This is a genomic window from Proteus sp. LHD240705 (assembly GCF_047921555.1).
Lineage (GTDB): Bacteria > Pseudomonadota > Gammaproteobacteria > Enterobacterales > Enterobacteriaceae > Proteus.
Map to the genome: position 1 here is coordinate 1 of NZ_JBLRMI010000012.1, position 20,479 is coordinate 20,479.

Here is a 20,479-nt window from a genome sequence, read left to right on the forward strand (position 1 = left end):
AATTATGATAATTTTGTAAAAATAGTGAGTAGTACTATGAATACTTTATTAGAAATGGCAAAAGGTTTTTTACGATTTTAATTATATTTAGAGTATCATCATGGAAAGTAAAGTTATTTTAGGGATGAAAAGAGAGCTGATATTAAAATAAATATCAGCTCTTAAATTTATAGAAAATAAATTAGAATTTATATTCAATACCTAACCAGTAATTACGGCCGTCTTCCATATAGCCTTGTGTATACTCGTAAGACTTATCGAATAAGTTATTGACAGAGGCATTAGCAGAAACACCATAACCAAAGTCATAATCTAAACGTAGATCGGTTTTTGCATAGCCTGCGAGTTTGTCATCTTCATCAATACGGTTATATGTCCAACCTTGCGCTTCTTCCATAACAGTAAAGCGAACGTGTTCTACTGGAATAAACGTTATCCACATATAGGCTTTATGTTTTGGTAAGCCTTCAATATGTTCGATTTTTTTCGGGTCACTGTGAATATAGCTATAGTTTACACCAAGTTCTAACCAATCAGTGACGTTGCCTTTCGTGCCTAAATCAAGACCTACATAGTCGATGCGTCCACTATTTTGGTTTTGGAAAAATGCTTTGCCATCACGATAAACTGTGTGTGCCATAATTGCATCACTGACACGGTTGTAGTAAATGCTGGTTTGGTAACCCCATTTATCAGTAATGTGCCCTTCATAGGTTAAGTCGAACGATAATGCACGTTCTGGATCTAAATCTGGGTTAATAATCCCTTTTGAGCCATCTTTGGGTTTTTCAGTAGTGTAACGTTCTTTTTGCGTCGGGAAGCGACTACGATCAGATACGGAGAAGCGGACTGCATCATCATTGGCTAAAGAATATTTCGCCATCATTTCCCAGTTAAAAGCCGTTTGCTTGTTGTCATCAGCCCCTTTATCGGTATCAACACTATCACGCCAGTCATAGCTAATGGCACCCACTAAATCGAGATCATTGGTGACAACCCATTGGTATTCTGTGGCTAAAGACCATGTTCTGTCTTTATAACGCATCCAATTGCCACCTTTCTCTTTTTGAGCGCGGTGAACGTCATCTTTCCAATGTGCGGCAAAAGAGAGTAGGTCACTGTCTCGAGTATCAATACCTAATTGCAATGCAGCGCCTGTGCTGTAGTCGTCATAGTGGCTATAGTCAGGTGTGTCACCTTTTTTCGGATACATATAGAGGGTATTTTCGAATTTATCGTGATAAGCACGGCTTTGTAGATTAATACTGTCTGTGATTTGTGTTACGCCGCTATAGTAATAGCTCTCTTTGTTGTAATCCGGCCATGCCCAATATTTAAATTTACCTTTACCTAATGTTGACGGCGGGCTATTTTTTTCACCGTCTTGTTTTACATAAGTCAGGGTATATTCGTCAGAAGCGCGTGGCGTCCAACCCACTTTGATCATGCCACGTTTATCATCTGTTGCCGAATTATCACGGCGTCCATGTGTACCGGCTGCTTGATTATTTTCATCAGCGCCTGGAATTGGGGTAAAGCGTTGCTTTAATTGGCTACCACTGATTTGAATAAAACCTAAATCATTACGTGCGCCTAAACGTGCGCTCATGTTATGTGCATAATCGGCACCGCGTGCAAAACCTTGTGAGTAAGCAATACTCCCTTCTAAAGGTTTTTTCGGTGATGCGGTAGTGATATTGATAGCGCCACCCATTAAGTTAGGGCCTTGTAGTAATGAGGTATAGCCTTTGTTGACTTCAATACTTGCTAGATCATTGGTGGTAAAGCGGGCTAAGTCTAAGTTGCCATCATAAGGAACATACGTTGGAATACCATCAAAGAAGACTGGCACTTGGCGGCTATCAAAGCCTCGCACTTTAATGGTGTATTCATTGCGGTTGCCCGATTTTTGCATCACAACACCGGGTAATGTAGCAATAGCTTGTGCCGCATTGACTTTATTTTGTTCAAGCATCTGCTCTTGTGTTAACACATCTGGATTGGCTGCAATCGGGCTACTCCAAACGGTTAATAGATCAGGGGTTGATTGCCCATAAGTGGTGTCGGCGATTGCAATACTTGGTAATAGAGCAAAAGATAAACAGTAGCATAGAGGTTTTAATTTCATCATTCCAATCTCAATTTGTAATCTATATATAAATTTTTATATAACGAATTACGTAAAAATAAATGGATAAAATGAGTGCTGACAATATGTTAGCACTCGGTTTTGTTTATTATTGATTAAATATGTAAATACTTACTTATAAGTTATTATTTTTATTTAATCTTTTGGGTAAAGACGAACTTTAATATCTGTCGGTGGAGCATAATAAGGCGCAGACGTTACCATTAAATGGATACCTGTTTGTGCGTATTTTTCAATTGTGTTCAGGTTAATTCCGCCAGCTAACGAAAGATGGCATTGAGGCGCAACTTGAGGCGCTTCATATTGAAGCCGAGCAATATCTTCAACGGAGAATTTATCAAGCTGTAAAATATCTGGTTGGGCTTTTAACGCTTCTCTTGCTTGTTCAATATCATCAGCTTCTACCACGATACATTTTTCAGGTGCCGCTTGGCGTAACTGTTTAACATGCTGTGCCCAATTATCTGGCTCTGATAAAAATCGACGATGATTAGCAAAGAGTAAAATTGTTTCAGAACAACCTTGGCGATGAATAACACCACCGCCTGCAAGTATCGCTTGAGTTGCTAATAGTTTGGTATTCGGGATATTTTTACGTGTACACGCAATTTGCCCTTTAGGTTGATAGCGATGATAGATTTCTAGCATTCTTGCCATATAGTCACTAACACCACAACTCCACTCCAGCACATTTTGCACTACTTTCCAGCCTTGATGTAGCGCATCAGCTCGACCTTCCGCGGTGATTAAGCAATCACCTTTATCGGCAAAATCACCATCTTGTCGATGCGCTTTTACCTCTAACCCTAACTTTTCCAATAAACGGCAACCTAGCGTGATCCCACTAACACAACCCGCTTCACGGCGTGTAAATGTCATCGTACCTAATTGATCACTGATATTCAGGGCGCGACTTGTTAAATCACCATACTGAATATCTTCCATCAATAAATTATCAAGAAAGGCATCAGGGTAATAAATCATAGTGTTAACTCACTTTCTGGCACGATATCCCAAGAAACCATCGCCCAATCACGCGTAGGCGAAATCAGTGAAACGCCATTTTTAATGCTGTCATGATAGTAGTTCGTTAAATGTGTTATTTCATCTTCACTTAAAGGTCCTACGGAGAAGTTGATCCCCTCAATAAATTGCTCAAGGCTATTGAAATTGCTTTGACAATTACGGCTACGGATATAATCCACTTTAGGGTGAATGCCCATTTGGTTAAGCATATTTACAGCATAAATGTAGGTTGGTAGCGTAGGAACATCTCGACCCAGTAAGCGAATAATGCGTTGATCAACAAAAGTTGGGGATACGGTGTGTGTCGTATAAACACGTAATTTAGCTTGGCGATTAAGCTTTAATAGCGCGGCTTTTAAATCCATCACGAGCGTTGAGCGTGAAGCGACCGCAATATCACAACGAGGAAGTGCATCCCAGCTATCTTCCCATGAGCAAGTGATAAAGTCGGCGTGATTGATGCCTGCTTGTTCTGCTCTACGTTTAGCCACTGTGAGCATGCCTGTACTGTAATCAATACCAATGACTTTTTTGAATTTATCCGCAACATGAATGCTGATAGAGCCAGGGCCACAACCCACATCTAGTAAGGTTTCAGCACCCGTAAAATCCATCATTTCACGAAACTTGATTAAATAAGGATCGTTAGGATTGGCACAGGTTTCTGCCATTTTTTCAGCACGTTTATCCCAATGTTCTGGCTCTTTTTTGGTTCTTTCAGCCTGTACCATGTGGTTTTTATAAAGTTCAGCAAAATCCGTGGTTTCAATGGTGTTCATATTCTTGCCTATATTCATTGTTATTACCCGAGTAGGCGTGAAAATGCGCCTGAATATCTGTGGGTTTTACACCATAAAGGTGCGCTAAATTGTTGGGTGTTAGCAAAATTTCAGGACTATTTTGCAAAACAGGAGTATGAGGTGTCAGTAAAATGACTTCATCAGCCAATGAAGCGGCATGTTGTGGATGGTGTGTTGACATAAAAACACTGATCCCTAACGCTTTTAGTGCCTTAACTTGGGTAAGCAGCTTTATTTGATTACCAAAATCAAGGCTGGCCGCGGGTTCATCCATAATCAGTAATTTGGGCTGTTGTACTAAAGCACGAGCAATCAAGACCATCTGCTTTTCACCACCACTTAAGGTATCAAAAGTTCGGTGAGCAAGATGAGAAAGCGAGAGCATTTCTAATGTTTCCATTGCCATTGTTTTATCTTGAGAACTTGGCATTGAGAAAAAGGATAAATGTGCGCCTCGTCCCATCACAACCATATCGATAACATTGAAAGAAAAGGGGATATGCGTTGCTTGAGGAACATAAGCCACCACTTTGGCAAGTTCTGTTGGTGACCACTCACTTAGTTTTTTCCCCGCAACATTAATCTCACCTTCAATACAAGGTATTAGTCCTAACAACGTTCGCATCAGTGTGGTTTTTCCACAACCATTTGCGCCTAATAAGCAGATGATTTGCCCTTGTTCGATGTGGAATGAGAGATCTTTAATTAAGGTTTTGCCTTTATAGCCAATGGCGAGCTTTTTTGCATTAGCAATGATCATGCGTCTTTCCTTGTTCTAAGTAACAACATTAGGAAGAATGGCGCACCAATGGCGGAGGTTAAAATACCCAATGGAAGTTCGATATTGGCAATAGTGCGAGCTAATGTGTCAGTGATTAACAGCATAATGGCGCCCACAAGCAAAGAAACAGGCAGTTGTTGGCTAAAGTTAGCGCCCACTAACAATCTTGCAATATGAGGCACTATTAAGCCTAGCCAGCCAATAATGCCCGCAATAGAAACGGCACTTGCGGTTATCAATGTTGCTGACAAAATAAAAACTAGCCGCGTCACTTCGACATTTAAACCTAATGCTCTGGCTTCTTCATCAGATAAACTGAGGATATTCATACGCCAGCGCAGTAAAATCAGTGGAATAAAGCCAATCAACATTAAAGGGGCGACAGAAATTAAATCAGAAGCCGTAATGGTCGAAAGCCCCCCTAAAAGCCAAAAGGTAATTGAGGGCAATTGCGTATAAGGATCAGCGAGAATTTTCATTAATGAAATTGCTGAGCCACATAATGCACTAATCGCAATACCAACCAAGACAAGCGAAAGAACAGGATCGTGTTGTTTAGCAAGTCTTGCAATAAAATAGACTAAGGCAACCGTTGCCAAACCGCCTGCAAAGGCAAATAGCTGAATAGACAACATCGATTGCCCAAGGAAAATACCTAAAACCGCACCCACGCCCGCACCCGATGAAACGCCAAGAATATCAGGAGAAACCAAGGGGTTACGGAACATACCTTGATAAGCTGCTCCTGCAATAGCGAGTCCTCCACCAATTAAGATTGCCGCAAGAACACGGGGAAATCTGATTTGCCAAAAGACGGTTTCAGTTCTGCTGTATTCCACATTGCCTATTAATTTATTACTTACCAGTGTCCACAGTTCATTAGCAGTAAGTGAATACTTACCACTAGTGATTGCAATTAAAGCAACGATGGAAAATACCGCAAATAAAAGCGTGATACGTACTGATTGACTCATGAATACCCCAGCAATTGCTGACATTGTTCAGCACTTAATTGCGTGTGGTAAAAATGAGCAAAGTAATTTTGTAGATCTTGAGTGGTTTGTTTTTCTATTCGAACGTCAAAATGACTTTGTAAGCGACGCATCCCCATTAAACGGTTGATACCCGGAGGACCATCTAACCAACCAAATGGTAATCCTTTAAACAGTAACACTTTGTTGTTTTTAACGGCTTGAATGCTATTCCATACAGAACTTTGAGTGATTTGCTGATAGGCATTTTCATCTTGTGTGATGATAATTTCAGGGTTCCACATTAACAGTTGTTCAGGGGAAACATCAGTCAAACCAGTAAAATCAGGAACATCAACCACGTTTTCAAAACCTAAGGCTTCAATGGCTTCTGTGTGAATAGAGCCTCTTGCACCCGTTTGCAATCCTTTAGCACCCCGAGCAAGGTAAAAACGTGGACTCTCTTTTTGTTCAGATACAAAAAGCGCAGCATCACTAAGATATTGCTCTGCAATCTGCGCTAATGTTTCTGCTCTTTCAGCAACACCTAATAAAGCCCCTGTTTGACGTAACTGAGCTGGGCTATCTTTTAATGTGCCATCAATTAACACATAAGGTACACCCGTTTGATCAGAGACACGCTTCGCCAATGAACGGTAGGTTTCATCCACATTACCACTATCAATAATGATATCGGGTTCTAACGTCAGTAAAGCTTCTAAAGAGAGTGTACTTCCTCGCCCTGATAAACGTCCTAAACGGGGTAATTTGCGTAGTTCATCTGAAAATAAAGGACTTTTTTCTAAATTAAGTGAGGAAAAACCCAATAATTTTTCAGGCGCTAATGCGAGTAACAATTGATCAGTAGGAGGCCCCGCACTAATCACACGATGGATTGTGGTTGATGCAGGAATATGACCAAATTGTGCTGCAATACGCGAGGTTATTGCGGCTCTTACCGAATGTGGAAGTGCCGATAATGTCGCAATAGTTGCGAGGTAAGTTAGAAATTGTCGTCTGTGGATCGCCATAGGTTCACGCTGTTTATTGTTTTATATTGATATCGTTATTTCATTTATTATACAGCGAAGAATACTATCTTTCCTTTGGCTTAAGTCAAGGGATCATCAGTCAAAATCAAATCTAGGCACACATCTGAAAAACTTTATTCGAAATAGTGTATAACCTAGGGCTATAATCAGCATTCTTGGAAAATTAAAGCGCGTATTAATACGAGTGTTTTTGGATAGTTGCGATATAAAATGAAGAAAAAACGCCCCTCATTACAGGATGTAGCTTCGCGAGTTGGTGTTACCAAAATGACCGTGAGTCGTTTTTTGCGTAACCCCGAACAAGTCTCTGAAGCTTTACGAGAAAAAATTGCGCGTGAATTAGAGAGCCTTAATTATATTCCTAATCGCGCTCCTGATATTTTATCTAATTCGACCAGTCATGCGATTGGGGTATTACTACCTTCTTTAACTAACCAAGTTTTTGCCGAAGTTATTCGTGGCATTGAATCAGTGACCGATAAATACGGTTATCAAACTATGTTAGCGCACTATGGATATCGTGCTGAAAAAGAAGAAGAGCGCCTGCTTTCATTACTCTCTTATAATATCGATGGGCTTATTCTTGCTGAAAGAACGCACACACCAAAAACAATGAAAATGTTAGAAACCGCGGGTATTCCTGTGGTAGAGATCATGGATAGCGTTTCGCCTTGTTTTGATTCGGCGGTAGGATTAGATAACGTTGAAGCCTCACAACAGATGGTCAATGAGATGATCAAACGTGGATGCAAACGTGTTATCTACCTTGGCGCAAGACAGGATGAACGAACCTTAATGCGTTTAAACGGTTATGAAAAAGCAATGCAAAATGCGGGTTTACCTGTTGGTAATGTGATGACGCCAAAAAGCTCATCTTATTCATTAGGGGCTGAATTATTACATGCTGCACGTAAGCAATATCCTGATTTAGACGGACTTTATTGCACCAATGACGATATTGCGATTGGTGCTGTTTTTGAGTGTCAACGTTTAGGTATTTCCGTGCCAGAGGATATTGCAATATCGGGTTTCCACGGACATGATGTTGGACAAGTGATGACGCCTCGTCTGGCGAGTATCTTTACCCCTCGTGATGAAATGGGGCAACAAGCAGCTGATTTATTGCTTAAACGAATGAAAGGTAAAATTGCGCGAGGCCAAGTGATTGATGTTGGTTTCCGCATTATTACTGGTGAAAGTATTTAAATATTTAACTTATTGATATTGAAATGAATTAATAATTTTACTAACCCTATTGTTATATGATTAACAGTAGGGTTTTTTATTGAGATACCTTCTCTCTTTCAACGTTATTACTCCCCTATTTTGCGGCGAATAAAAGGAAGCTGATCAGATGTTTTGTTGTCAGTTTGTAGATCATCTTACTTTCATTTGAGAGTCGCTTCACATTTTCGCTCCTTAGTTGATCTTCGTTGTTGTATTCACCTTACCACTTCGGATATGTTACCCGTAACAGTTACGGGTAACATTACAAAAAAGACTTAATATCTGCCTTAAAGGAGCATTCTATGAACGATACCCAATCCCTACACCATGTTTTTATCTTAATGGGGGTATCAGGCAGCGGTAAATCTGCGGTCGCAAGTGGTGTGGCACAACGTACAGGTGCGGCATTTTTAGACGGTGATTTCCTGCACCCTCGCTCAAATATTACTAAAATGGCATCAGGGCACGCTTTAAATGATGAAGATCGTAAGCCTTGGTTACAAGCATTAAATGATGCAGCATTTGCGATGCAAAGAACCAATGAAGTTTCGTTAATTGTTTGTTCTGCATTGAAAAAACAGTATCGCGATATGTTAAGAGAGGGCAATCAATGTCTACACTTTTTATATTTAAAAGGTGACTATGAGCTAATTGAAAGCCGCTTAAAAGCACGTAAAGGGCACTTCTTTAAACCTCAAATGTTAGTGACTCAATTTGAAACCCTAGAAGAGCCAACAAAAGCTGAAAATGATGTATATGAAATTGATATTTCAGTGCCACTTGATGACGTGATTGAAAGTGCAATTAAGACAATAAATTCAGTCACTCAAAAGACTTTTGAAGGGGAAACGGTATGAGTACATTAACACTGGTGCTAACCGCAGTTGGCTCGGTTTTATTATTGCTCTTTTTTGTGATGTACGCGCGTTTACACGCTTTTATAGCGTTAATGATTGTCGCTATTGGTGCCGGTATTTTCTCTGGTATGCCTTTAGAGAAGATCACACAAACCATGCAAAACGGGATGGGGGGGACGTTAGGTTTCCTCTCAATCGTCGTCGCGCTAGGGGCAATGTTTGGTAAGGTGCTACATGAAACAGGGGCATTAGATCAAATTGCAGTGCGATTATTAAAATACTTTGGTGAGAAACGGGCTAACTACGCATTAGGTATTGCAGGTTTAATCTGTGCTTTACCTCTGTTTTTTGATGTTGCCGTTGTCTTGTTAATTGGTGTTGTATTTGCTGTTGCTCGTCGTACTGGTGGCAATGTGGTGAAAATGGCCATCCCTCTCTTTGCGGGTGTCGCAGGTGCAGCCGCCTTCTTATTGCCAGGGCCAACACCAATGCTGTTAGCTGACCAAATGAATGCTGATTTTGGTTGGATGATTTTAATTGGTTTATGTGCGGCTATTCCTGGGATGTTATTAGCAGGTCCTATTTTCGGTAACTTTATTAGCCGTTACGTCACATTAGAATTACCAAAAGATTTGTCAGAACCGAGTTTAGGTCAAAACAAAATGCCTTCTTTTGGTTTTAGTCTTGCACTTGTGTTATTACCGCTAGTTTTAGTGGGCTTTAAAACCATTGGTGCGCGTTTCGTTGAGAAAGAGACTGAGCTATACAATATTCTTGAGTTTGTAGGTCATCCTTTTATCGCTATTCTTGTTGCTTGTTTAGTGGCTATTTACGGCTTAGCTATTCGCCGTGGTATGAGCAAAGAAAAAGTGATGGAGATTTGCTCCGCAGCAATTCAACCTGCTGGGATCATTTTATTGGTCACTGGTGCGGGTGGTGTCTTTAAACAAGTGTTAGTTGATTCTGGCGTTGGTCCTGCATTAGGTAATGCGTTAATTGGCGCGGGTATGCCAATTGCAATTGCGTGCTTTATTCTTGCAGGTGCTGTGCGTGTGATCCAAGGTTCTGCGACCGTTGCATGTTTAACCGCTGTTGGCTTAGTTTTACCGGTTATCAATGAGCTGGGCTACAGTGGCGCTCAAATGGCGGCATTATCAATCTGTATTGCGGGTGGCTCTATTATTCTTAGCCACGTTAATGATTCGGGTTTCTGGTTATTCGGTAAATTTACTGGAGCAACAGAAGCGCAAACATTAAAAACATGGTCATTGATGGAAACTATTCTCGGCACAACAGGTGCTGTCGTAGGTATGATTTTCTTCGCTTTTTTATAAAATTGAATCTTTATTTTCTTGTAATTAGCGCGTCTTTTGACGCGCTTTTTTTCATTGCTATAAATGACTATGAAATGTGACAGAAAATATCCCGTTTCTCATTAATCTATAGGTTTATTTATTAAGTGGGCAAACTAGGGCTGTTATTTTATGGTTGACTATAATTCGCTTTTTATTAAACACACGGATTGTAATATCCACACCATCACGCTAATTCGAGATTCGATTTTAGCATCAAGTAATAAATTACAAGATAAGCTCAATTTACTTGATGAAATGGAACATCTCTTTAGCAAGATGTTGGATAATTCGCAGTCATTGACTCAATTTCTAAATGAAGTGGATACGCATTTTACACATAGCCGAGAAGAGATAGAAGATTTCTCAAGTTGGTTGAAAAAAATTAAAGATAGCGCCAGCAATATTGATAGGCTTTCCAGTCAGGCGAATATTTTATCCATTAACTCAGCAATTGAGGCCGGACATATTGGGCGTGAAGGGGCGGGATTTGCAGTCTTAGCTCAAGAGATGAAAAAGTTGTCATTAGAGATCCAAAAACAAGCTTCTTCTATTGCTAGCATTAATAATAATTTAGGTGCTCGCTTTATTTCCGTTAAAGAAACCACAGAAAAAAACCAACAGCAAGTTCAACAAGTTAAAACACTGGTTGAAGAAGGGCATCAAAATTTAACGTCATTGTCAGAACAAGCCAATGAGCTTAAACATATTTTTACCTTTCTTTCGATGCAGCAATTTTTTAATACGGTCAAACTCGACCATGTTTTATGGAAAGAGGCGATTTATATTCACTTATTAAATAATGATGATGAACACTGTGTTAATCAGCATACAGAGTGCCGTTTAGGGAAATGGTATTATCAAGGTGATGGTAAAAAATTTGCAAAAACTGACGCCTTTCGTCGCTTAGAAGAACCCCATAAATTAGTGCATGAATGTGGTCGTTTAGCATTAAAGGCCAATATAGAAGATAATCAAGAAGCGGTTGCACACTATATAGAGAAAATGGAACAAGCCAGCGTTGATGTTATTAAATATGTCGATGTTTTATTAAATTCAGATAATTACTAACCTGATGAATAAAATGAGAAAAATAAAAAGGAGCGAAAGCTCCTTTTTATTTGTTAAACAGAGTGGGTCAGCCTTTGTTTATTAAGGTATTCAATTGGCTATAAAGTGTATTGGCACTGCTTTCATAACCTTCACGAGAAAGATGAACACCATCAGGTCTTGCCAAATCATACAGCGCCCATGCTTTTATCGAACATTCGCCACCCATATAATCACGCCAATCCCAAAAGAGCGTCTTCTCTTGTTGAGCCACTTCTTTTTGAATTCTGATAATATCGCTTAGCCATTGAGGCTGTTGTGAGCGACAATCAAGTGCTTCTTTATTTTTGATTGAGTCAGAAGGCCCAATTAATAAAATGGCGCTATTAGGAGCTTGCTGTCGAATTTGGCGAATTTTATCCGTAAGCTGTTGGCGATAGGTGTTCAAATCGAAAGTGTCATTAAACGCTTCATTTGTGCCATACGCTAAAATCACCATATCAGGGTTTAATTGACCAAGTGTTTCAGTCCATTGTGTTCCCCATTTATCCATCATATTGATAGTGGCACCATTAATGCCTAATGAGGATAACATTACGCCAGGCTGTTGATTAGTGATCAACCAACCGCCTAATTTAACTGGTTGATTTTTGCTGATGGTAATACTAACAGGGAATGTCATGGCTGTTGGGTTTGAAAACTGCCATTTACCTTGCGTTTGCGATAATGAAAGCACTTTATTTGTTGACGATTGTACATTCATTTGTGCTGTTGTTGGGGCTTTATAGAGCGCTTGCAATTGATAACGTTGCTGAGTGACTGGATTTTCAGATAACTGTAATTTTGCCCATTTCGCTTGAGGCTCACTAATAAAGCCACCTAATGGAAAATCAGGATCGCTATCTTTTCTGCTCGAAAGCAGTGTCCACGCTTTTTTATCACTCTGATATTGTACGTTTGCAATACGTTGACCCGCGATATTAGTCGGGGGAATAAAACCAATGCCGCCATTGCCATAGTCTGCTTGAAAACGCTCACGCAACTTACCACTGAAAAAGTCAGCCGCAGTATGGGAATCACCTAACTGAACGATATGCACAGTTTGGCGGCCTTGTTGTAATTTCTTAACAAAACCCGCAAAGTGAGGATCGTGATAGTTGTAAAGTTGTCTTGAACCATCAGCAGGTAATACTGTGGGTGTCGGCAACTTCACCGTTTTTTCAGTGTCTTGGTTACAAGCGACTAAGAGTGAAACCAAGGCCAGTATGATTGAACTACTGACTAAGGTTTTACGCTTAAGGACGTGCGTTAGTTGTTTCATTTACAATGACCGTGTTTTTATCTTTTACATCATCAACTGCATTATCTTCTTTCGTTTCTTCTTGAAGATGAATACGTGAGAATACGTGTTGAGCAATAATTTGCTGACCTTTTAAGCTAAAATGAATGCCATCACCGGCTCTTAACTTAACACGACTACTACCATCACCCATATAATCAGAATAAATATCTTTCTCATATTTAAACATATCATTGACGGAAAGGTAAATTTCGCCCATTTTCTCTGCTTCTTCACGGTAAAGTTTATCAAGATATGCCATCCCTTCGGACAACTTCTGCTTGCGCATATTGGGTGGTCCAACCCAAATAACCGTGACATTATTCTGTCTGGCATTTTCTATAATGCTTGCAATTCGCGCTCGGTAGGCTGATTCCCATGCTTCGCTTGCAAATTTTAAGTAGCGTCCTCCACCATCTGGAGGCATATCCCAAGGATCGTTAGGGCCTAAAAAGACCACTAATAATTTAATGGAGTCGTCACTGGCTAATCGCGTTGCAATCGTTTGAGGCCAATTGAAAAAGCGAGGATAAGCCAGCCCTGTACTTTGCTTACTTAAATCAATACTACTGATGTTGTAGTCCGTTTGAAGTTGGCGTTTAAGTAAAGGAGCAACACCCTGCATCATTGAGTCGCCTGCAAATAAGACTTTATCTTTAGGTGATAAAATAATTTCTGTTTTTTGTACGATAGGTTTTAAGGCTTCTAAGGCCGCATCAGACACATCCGTGACCGAATGGTAAGGTAATCCTCCCATTGCTTGCTTACGTTGCAGTAATTGCGGGAAGCGTTGCGTCAATTGAGATGCAGGTCGTGTATAACCATTAAAGAAATGCAATCCCACCGCAAAGCCTTCTGGAAGTTGCTCCGATGTTGAGATTTGTTCTATTGGCTTTGCCTGATTATCAGGATGATTAACCTGTAGATAATCTCCATAGCTTTCTACCGCAACAAATACGCCATCACGCAGTTGTCCTCCCACTTGCCAAGCATAATAGTGAGAAAGCCCAGACCAAGGCGCAGGACGATGATATTGCTGTTGCCAAAAGCGCTCTAGTGATGTTTGGTTTAGCCAAATCAGCAAGAGGGTACTAAATAGCACCATTAAAGCGACTTTTGCTGTCTTTTTTAAGTTTGAGCAGAAATCAAAAGCTGGCATAAATAAATCCTGGCACCCCATCTGGAGACAACATAAAAATAATCGTGAGGATCAACGCAAGTGGTAGAGGATAAACATACCACGGCACTCTTTTCTCAAGACGAGCCACAATATCCCTTAAGGTGACAAAGCAAGGGTAAAGTAAGAAAAGTCCCCAGAACATAAAGAGCGTTAAGCCTTCAGCTTGTAATGAAGCCCAAGCACCTACACTAAAGAGTTGTTGTATCAGAACAAGAGCATCTCCGATTGTTTGGCTGCGGAAAAAGATCCACGCAAAACAAACAAAGTGGAACGTGATAATCCATGACAACAACATATTTAACGAAGATAGCGCAGTGGGTGGCGCATTTTTCCTCACAGGAAACAGGCGGTGTTTAATATTTAATAACACCACGCCAATTCCATGAATTGCGCCCCAAATAATAAAGGTCATTGCTGCGCCATGCCACAATCCTGAAATGACCATTGCTGCAAAGGCATTAAAGTTCTGTCTGATAACGCCTTTACGATTGCCCCCTAAAGGAATATAGACGTAATCGCGAATAAAGGTAGATAGACTGATATGCCAACGACGCCAGAAATCAGCGAGGTTGATTGCTAAATACGGCGCATTAAAGTTACGAGGCACGACAAAGCCGAGTAATAAAGCAATACCTGTCACTAGATTGGTATAACCCGAGAAGTTGAAATAGATATGCCATGCGTAGGCATAGATAGCCGTTAAGACTTGCCCACTTTGCGCTAAATCGGGGGCATTAAAAACAGGATCAACATAGTTTGTTGAGAACCAACCACTTAACCAAAAGAGTTTTGCGATAGCTAAAACAATCAGCATGATCGCCCCTTTATAATCAATGATTTTTCGTGTTGGTGCCTGAATTTGAGGGAGAAATTCTTTGGCGCGATTAATTGGCCCGGCCACAATGCTTGGGAAAAAGCATAAATAAAGAACGACATCTAAAAAAGGCGCTTTGGGGATCTCTTTTCGACAAACGGAAACCACATAACTGACTGAGTGAAAAATATAGAAAGAAAGTCCTAATGGTGCCAGTAATTCAATAAGAGGAAGCTCAATACTGAGTCCCCATTGCTGGAATGCCTGTGTCAGTGATTCTTGGAAAAACGAGTAGTATTTAAAGGCAGTAAAATAAACAGCAACCAATAATCCCAATAGCCAATAGATGACTTTAGAAGAAGTGTACTTAGTTAATATATTTGCCAGTAAATAAATAAAGAGTGTATAGCTTAATAAGATAATCGCAGGACGATAATCCGCATAAAAGAGAAAAGCGTAACTGACTGTAATCAGTAGAATATTTTGGATCTTAATCTGCTTTTGAAAGAGCCAGTATAGAATAAAAAAGCTAACAAAGGCTCCGAGAAACTCGAATGAAAAAAAATTCATAAATGGCTCTAAGGGTGTGATTTAAAAGTCATACCAAACGTATTACCACATATATTATGAATTCTAAGCCGGCTTTCAATCAAAAGATTGTCTTGTGATAAATAAAAGCCACTTTTCTCTAGAAAGAAAAGTGGCTTTTTACACTATGAAAGCCTGCTAAGGCCTAACTTTCTTGTTTCGACTGCAACTGAACTTGGGTGATCAGTTTTTTATTTGAGTCGAACATTTCGGTCAGATAATCGTTATAACTTGAGCCCATTTCTGAGTAACCTTTCAAGTCAGTGATTAACTGGCGAGAGTCGAGTTGCTGTTGCGTCATTCTTTGCTGTGCTCTTGAGGAGCGCAATGAATTGTAGGCGCGGTGCGTATTGAGATTACGCATATAAGCAATCACAGAGCCTTCAATATCAGGGTAGGCTGCATAGCCTTTGGTTTTCCCTGGTACATTATTGCAAGACTGACTCCCACATCGCATACCGAATAAGTTATTGTTTTGCTGTGCCAACTTCGATGTGCCCCAACCTGATTCTGTAGCGGCTTGCGTTGCGACAAAGTGTGTCGGAATAATGTCAACGCGAGTCAATAACGAATCCCAATTTACTTTTTTGGGGCTGGTACATGTAACGCCATAGTATTGACAGATCTCACGCAGTTTTTTTAACTCTGCGCTGCCCCAGTGCTGGGCTTTACGTTGAGCGAGTAACCACTCACGATCTCTCAAAATCTTATTATTAACATTGTCAATAATAGGAACTATGACATTTAAAAACGCTTTCTTACGCTGCGTTCCCGATGGGTATTTTTTCAAATCTGGCAACGGTGTTGACGTGCTTTTGAAAGAATACGCCTGCAGCATTTGGGAACTGCCGGTACTGGTTGAAGCAAAGCTTACACCAGTAAAGAGTAGTGAAATCAAGAAAGCGAAGACGGCACTTGTCCTCATCAATTGAGAGGGCATTGCTTCTCCTCGTTTAACTGGATAAAAATCGAACGAATACTAACAAATTACTTTTTTCATAGCTACAAAATATCGCCTCACATTAGGATAACTACGAGTGGTTTGTTAAATAAATGTATAAGGTTTACTGGAAAGCCTCGTTTTATAATCGATTTTTTCCTTTAACAAAAAGTGCTTTTTTTGCGAAAACTTTAATTTATCTTATATAAAAAGGTGTGACTTAACCAAAATTTAGCAAAATTAAGGGTTTTTAATGTGTCAATTTTGTTTGTTATTTAGTCAATTTTTGTTGTTTTTGGTCTAGTTTTATTATCAATTTCGCGTGCTTTTTCTGTTAAATCAGTAAAATCCGCTTCACGCCAATAGGTTTTTGGGCGAGGTAAATCTTCCATTTGATTTGTTGGCCAAAGCTGAAATTCTGCTAATTGTTCTAGAATGTAACCGGAATAAGCACTAGGTAATGTGAGGTAATGAGGCGACGCCATTTCCTCAAAAGGTAAGACCGGATAGCGTTTATCAGAAATGTGATAATCACGCATTAAAACTAAAAATTTATCAGGTACACGTTGCTGACTATCCCACCATTGCCCATCAATCACATCAAACCATTGCTGAGTTAATTGACGAGGTTGAGCCTCTAATTGATAAAGCGCAGAAGGAATAATACCTTGCATCGATTGATTATATTGCTCAAGGCTGGTGGCGTGACCATTAAGGATCAAGGTGAGCGAAAGGCGAGCGCCAATCAAGTTAGAGTAGAGATCTTCGGGTGAAAATGCGGATATTCCTTCTGGAAATCCGGGCACCGAACGTAAACCATACCACTGTGCAATCTCATGCCATATTGCAAGGCGATAACCTAATCGAGCAGCAAGATAGGCACTTAAGGTATAACGCTGTGCTTCATTTTTAGGTGGTGTAAAGGCGTTAAAGTGTATTTTACGTTGTGCCAACTCATTACTTAGCGTTAACGTCCACTCTTGCCCTAATTTTGGATAGATATGACTAAAGAGATAATAAGTATAATCTGCGGTGTCACGAATATGGGCAATATCAAGAAACCCACCCTTATGAGAGTAAATTAAACCCGATTTTTCGCTGCCAATCCCTAATACTGCCGCGGTGCCGAGCCAAAAACTGTCGTTATAGCGATGATTGCCCAATGCAGAGGCTTCAACAACATTATCAATACGATAAAACGGGATAGGAATTTCGAGCGCTTTGACTTTTAAGTCATAGCCAAAAGCACAGCAAGGTCTTAATCCATTAGGCGCGGTAAGAGGAGGTGGTGTTTGCCAAGCTTGTGACGCTTCTTCATGAGTGACACTTTCAAGATTGGCATGAATGGGATTAACAGGTGTGACTTGAGTGCAACCTGCAATAAATAAGAAGAAGGCAATGGTGTTAATAAAAAGAAAACGCTTGAACATCAAAATGCTTCACCTACTTGAAAATAGAATCCTGTACTTTCTTTACCTATACCAAAATCGAGACGCACATTCATGCGTGGCTTAAATTCAAATCGATAACCCACACCAACACTAGGTAGCCAATGACCTTGACCTAAATCACGGGCTTGATCGCTTAACGTACCACCACCAATCCAAAGTGCGATGCCATGGCGCCAATTGAGTTTTTGGCGGTATTCTAATTGCGTAGAAAAGACGTGATTATCTTGATATCGCCCTTCGTAATAACCGCGCATCTGGTGCCCATTACTTAACTTAGAAAGTTGGCTCCAAGGTACATCGCCTGATGTGAAGCGGGCATAATTATCAAAAGCTAAAACCGAACTGTCACTTAAAGGATAATAGTAGTTATATTGCATCTGTGTCGCATTAAAGCGGTTATTACTGCCTGTATCAGGAGAATAGTGAGTATAACTAATATCAAATGCCTGCCCTTGACTCGCATTAGGTAAAAAATCACGGCTGTCGTAAGTAAAGCGGAGACTTAACCCAGAGCTTGTGGAGCGCAAAGGTAAATTGTGTTTATCCATATACGCTTTGAAGGGAGCGTCTGGGGCTGCGGCTTGTAAATTTGAATAGTCCCATCCTAATCCGATATAGGTGTTTTGGGCGATTTGACGCAATAAAGTCGGTGTTAAGTGCAATTCTTGAGAGCGGTATTCACCAAAATGATCTTTTACACGGCCTTCATGATAACCCTCTCCCCAATAATTGGTTGGCACATTGTTTAACGAGCCAGTGAGATAAAAGCGCCAAGTATCATCCGCGAGATAAGTGTAGTTGCTAAAGGTCATCCCAAAAGCACCCGTTGATGAACCAAAGCCACTTAAAGAGAGTGACGAGATTTTGCTATCAGGGCGACTATCTGCTTGATAAAGACCAACAAGCGCAATACCTACACCAAACTCTAATTCTGGTGTATAGAAAGGTCCAGGCAAAACTCCCCAATCAATGGTTTTACTGCGGTCGAAACTATTTTCTCCTCCTAAGCCAACTAACCATTGGTCTATTTGTTGTCTATCTGGGAAGAGTTGTGCTTGTGCTGTGTGTGAAATAAAGAGGCTGGCAAATGCCAGCCCCAAAATAAAAGGGTATTTAACCATTAAAAACGGAACTCACCAGAAACAAAGAAGCTATTACGATTATTAAAGCCAAATTCGGTTATCACGTTAAAATTACGCGTTAATTCTAAACGGGCACCTAAAGTTTGGCTCCATTTATGGGCAAGATGCTGTTCAACATCGAATTTCATGCCAGGATCATCTAATGCTTGGATTAAGCCTGCAAATGCTGGTGGAAGGTTTAACTTATTAATATCCCCTTTAAAACGTTGGGTAATATCTTTTTGGTATTTCCTTGTCCAGCAATGAACGGTGAAAAGACAAATTCATAACCCACGCGAGGTGAAATCACTAATGCTTTAATATCACCATCTAAGATATCAAGGTTAGTTTTGGTGTAGTTTAAATCGAAAGTAGCGAAATATTGGTTATATCCTCCCGCCAAAGTAAAACCACCACCATAAGTATCACCTTTAAAATCAAGATCAAAAGGCATACCTTCTATAAACGGTAAAGGAAAACCAGCAAAACTACCTCCATTCAGGATTGTTTTTGATGTACCTTTAGTTCGACCATATAAGCCATAAATGTTCATAAAAGGGAATACCCAGCTATCGAGTTTTAGCATATGGGTTTCACTTTTTTCACGCGTATGACCCGCATCTATTTTTAACGCGTCTGCTGTTTCTGGATTTTTAGGCATGATAAAACCAATTTTATCTACGATGATATCTTGGCGTAGATTCATATAGCTGTAGCTGGCACCAAAAGGCTCTGGTAAATCATAACCACGGGCGCGGGCTTCATCGCCCCAAATAGGTAAAACGCGAGATTGGCTTGCTGGGGTGCGAGTATCTAACGAACCTTCGCTATTTAAGGCAGTACCGCCGGATTGGCTCACACTTAAAGAGAGCAGGGGGCGATCGCTATCAGCATAAGAAAAGCCAGTAGCAAGAAGAGAGGCAGTTAACACCACCTTATTTAAATTGGAAAAGTTCATACATAACCCACAGAAAATGTTTAAAAAGAAAGTAGTAAGTAAAAGAGTAGCCGGAAATTTTAATCTTTTTCTTTTTAATGGTCACCAGCTATAAGTGCGATATACAGTAAGAGATGCTTATATTCTGTATTATTATAGGATTATTAAGGGTTTATTAAGGGAAAAACGCGATATTTTCTAAGTTAATCTTAATAAAAGTAGAAGATCTTTTTATAAAGAAGAATGATAACGTTTCTTTTAATTATTCTTATTTTGTTATTTTTCTTTTTATTGACTAAATAAACATCGAAATAAGATATTCGTGTGATAAACGGTTATGATAATAATCATCTAGTATGGATTATTTTTATAAAGGAACGTTATGACCTATCAAGAGCTTTATCAGTACGCTATTTTTATGCTCTCTCGCCGTGATTACGGCACAGTAGAGCTACAACGTCGCCTAGCGCGAAGAATAAGAGAAAGCGATCGAGAAGCACAAACTGTCACTGATGAAACCTGCTTACCTCAAGTGATGGAACATTTATTAGAAAATCATTATCTTGATGATAATCGTACTGTTTATGCTTTCTTTCGCAGTTATTTAAATAAATCTTATGGTCCTTTGCGTATTCGTCAAGAATTACGCGTAAAAGGTTTCCCCGGTGAAATTATTGAACGTCTCTTCGAAGAAGATGAAACAGATTGGTATACTCTTTGCCAAGAGGTTCATGAAAAAAAATTTGGTGGTAGTAAACCCAAAGATTTTAAAGAGAAAGCGAAACACATTCGTTATCTACAATACCGAGGGTTTACCTCTGACACGATTAATGCCCTGTTTTAA

General features: G+C 39.9%; 17 protein-coding genes and 1 pseudogene. 5 read left to right on the plus strand and 13 right to left on the minus strand.

Going from position 1 to position 20,479, the window contains the following annotated elements; all coding sequences use genetic code 11:
- Positions 1-181: 181 nt before the first annotated feature.
- From ACNART_RS16750 to ACNART_RS16775, 6 genes are all read right to left on the minus strand, one after another.
- Positions 182-2,128, minus strand: a complete 1,947-nt coding sequence (locus tag ACNART_RS16750; RefSeq protein WP_368927915.1) for a TonB-dependent receptor plug domain-containing protein — start codon at positions 2,126-2,128, stop codon at positions 182-184.
- Between the two features lie 156 nt (positions 2,129-2,284).
- Entirely contained in the window at positions 2,285-3,133 is an 849-nt protein-coding gene (modD, locus tag ACNART_RS16755) for a ModD protein (RefSeq protein ID WP_198620568.1), read from the minus strand.
- Positions 3,130-3,954, minus strand: a complete 825-nt coding sequence (locus ACNART_RS16760; protein ID WP_368927914.1) for a class I SAM-dependent methyltransferase — start codon at positions 3,952-3,954, stop codon at positions 3,130-3,132. Before ACNART_RS16760 ends, modD begins: the two co-directional genes overlap by 4 nt.
- Entirely contained in the window at positions 3,941-4,735 is a 795-nt protein-coding gene (locus tag ACNART_RS16765) for an ABC transporter ATP-binding protein (RefSeq protein ID WP_198626468.1), read from the minus strand. The genes ACNART_RS16760 and ACNART_RS16765 overlap by 14 nt, the downstream gene beginning before the upstream one ends.
- Positions 4,732-5,730, minus strand: a complete 999-nt coding sequence (locus tag ACNART_RS16770) for a FecCD family ABC transporter permease (RefSeq protein ID WP_198620566.1) — start codon at positions 5,728-5,730, stop codon at positions 4,732-4,734. The genes ACNART_RS16765 and ACNART_RS16770 overlap by 4 nt, the downstream gene beginning before the upstream one ends.
- Positions 5,727-6,758: an iron ABC transporter substrate-binding protein gene (locus ACNART_RS16775; RefSeq protein ID WP_198632571.1), complete on the minus strand. Its 1,032-nt coding sequence runs from the start codon at positions 6,756-6,758 to the stop codon at positions 5,727-5,729. The genes ACNART_RS16770 and ACNART_RS16775 overlap by 4 nt, the downstream gene beginning before the upstream one ends.
- 231 nt (positions 6,759-6,989) lie before the next feature.
- Between ACNART_RS16775 and gntR the strand changes: the two genes are divergently transcribed.
- From gntR to ACNART_RS16795, 4 genes are all read left to right on the plus strand, one after another.
- Positions 6,990-7,985, plus strand: a complete 996-nt coding sequence (gene gntR, locus ACNART_RS16780; protein ID WP_198620564.1) for a gluconate operon transcriptional repressor GntR — start codon at positions 6,990-6,992, stop codon at positions 7,983-7,985.
- A 323-nt stretch (positions 7,986-8,308) separates the two neighbouring features.
- Entirely contained in the window at positions 8,309-8,863 is a 555-nt protein-coding gene (gene gntK, locus ACNART_RS16785) for a gluconokinase (protein ID WP_198626466.1), read from the plus strand.
- Positions 8,860-10,197 (plus strand): gluconate transporter, encoded by a 1,338-nt coding sequence (gene gntU, locus ACNART_RS16790; protein WP_198620562.1) that lies wholly within the window; start codon positions 8,860-8,862, stop codon positions 10,195-10,197. The genes gntK and gntU overlap by 4 nt, the downstream gene beginning before the upstream one ends.
- A gap of 150 nt (positions 10,198-10,347) precedes the next feature.
- The gene (locus tag ACNART_RS16795; RefSeq protein ID WP_198620561.1) at positions 10,348-11,286 is read left to right on the plus strand and encodes a methyl-accepting chemotaxis protein; all 939 of its coding nucleotides are present in this window, start codon (positions 10,348-10,350) and stop codon (positions 11,284-11,286) included.
- A gap of 67 nt (positions 11,287-11,353) precedes the next feature.
- On the opposite strand, the gene ACNART_RS16800 is transcribed toward ACNART_RS16795, so the two are convergent.
- The 7 genes and pseudogenes from ACNART_RS16800 to ACNART_RS16830 all read right to left on the minus strand — a co-directional run bounded on the left by ACNART_RS16800 (position 11,354) and on the right by ACNART_RS16830 (position 19,656).
- Complete coding sequence (locus ACNART_RS16800) at positions 11,354-12,586, minus strand: SGNH/GDSL hydrolase family protein (RefSeq protein ID WP_349442913.1); 1,233 nt, start codon at positions 12,584-12,586, stop codon at positions 11,354-11,356.
- A complete protein-coding gene (locus tag ACNART_RS16805) occupies positions 12,561-13,763 on the minus strand; it encodes an SGNH family hydrolase (RefSeq protein ID WP_349442912.1) in 1,203 nt (400 codons plus the stop codon). The genes ACNART_RS16800 and ACNART_RS16805 overlap by 26 nt, the downstream gene beginning before the upstream one ends.
- Positions 13,750-15,168 (minus strand): MBOAT family O-acyltransferase, encoded by a 1,419-nt coding sequence (locus tag ACNART_RS16810; RefSeq protein ID WP_198626463.1) that lies wholly within the window; start codon positions 15,166-15,168, stop codon positions 13,750-13,752. The genes ACNART_RS16805 and ACNART_RS16810 overlap by 14 nt, the downstream gene beginning before the upstream one ends.
- A 163-nt stretch (positions 15,169-15,331) precedes the next feature.
- On the minus strand, positions 15,332-16,126 hold the full coding sequence (locus ACNART_RS16815) for a protein bax (protein ID WP_160230737.1): 795 nt from the start codon (positions 16,124-16,126) through the stop codon (positions 15,332-15,334).
- Positions 16,127-16,401: 275 nt separating this feature from the next.
- A complete protein-coding gene (locus ACNART_RS16820) occupies positions 16,402-17,556 on the minus strand; it encodes a DUF4056 domain-containing protein (protein ID WP_109373272.1) in 1,155 nt (384 codons plus the stop codon).
- Positions 17,556-18,698, minus strand: a complete 1,143-nt coding sequence (locus tag ACNART_RS16825; protein WP_198632570.1) for a BamA/TamA family outer membrane protein — start codon at positions 18,696-18,698, stop codon at positions 17,556-17,558. The genes ACNART_RS16820 and ACNART_RS16825 overlap by 1 nt, the downstream gene beginning before the upstream one ends.
- Positions 18,698-19,656 (minus strand): annotated as a pseudogene (locus tag ACNART_RS16830) (hypothetical protein). Before ACNART_RS16830 ends, ACNART_RS16825 begins: the two are co-directional and overlap by 1 nt.
- A gap of 361 nt (positions 19,657-20,017) precedes the next feature.
- On the opposite strand from ACNART_RS16830, the gene ACNART_RS16835 reads away from it, so the two are divergent.
- Complete coding sequence (locus tag ACNART_RS16835) at positions 20,018-20,479, plus strand: regulatory protein RecX (RefSeq protein WP_198620555.1); 462 nt, start codon at positions 20,018-20,020, stop codon at positions 20,477-20,479.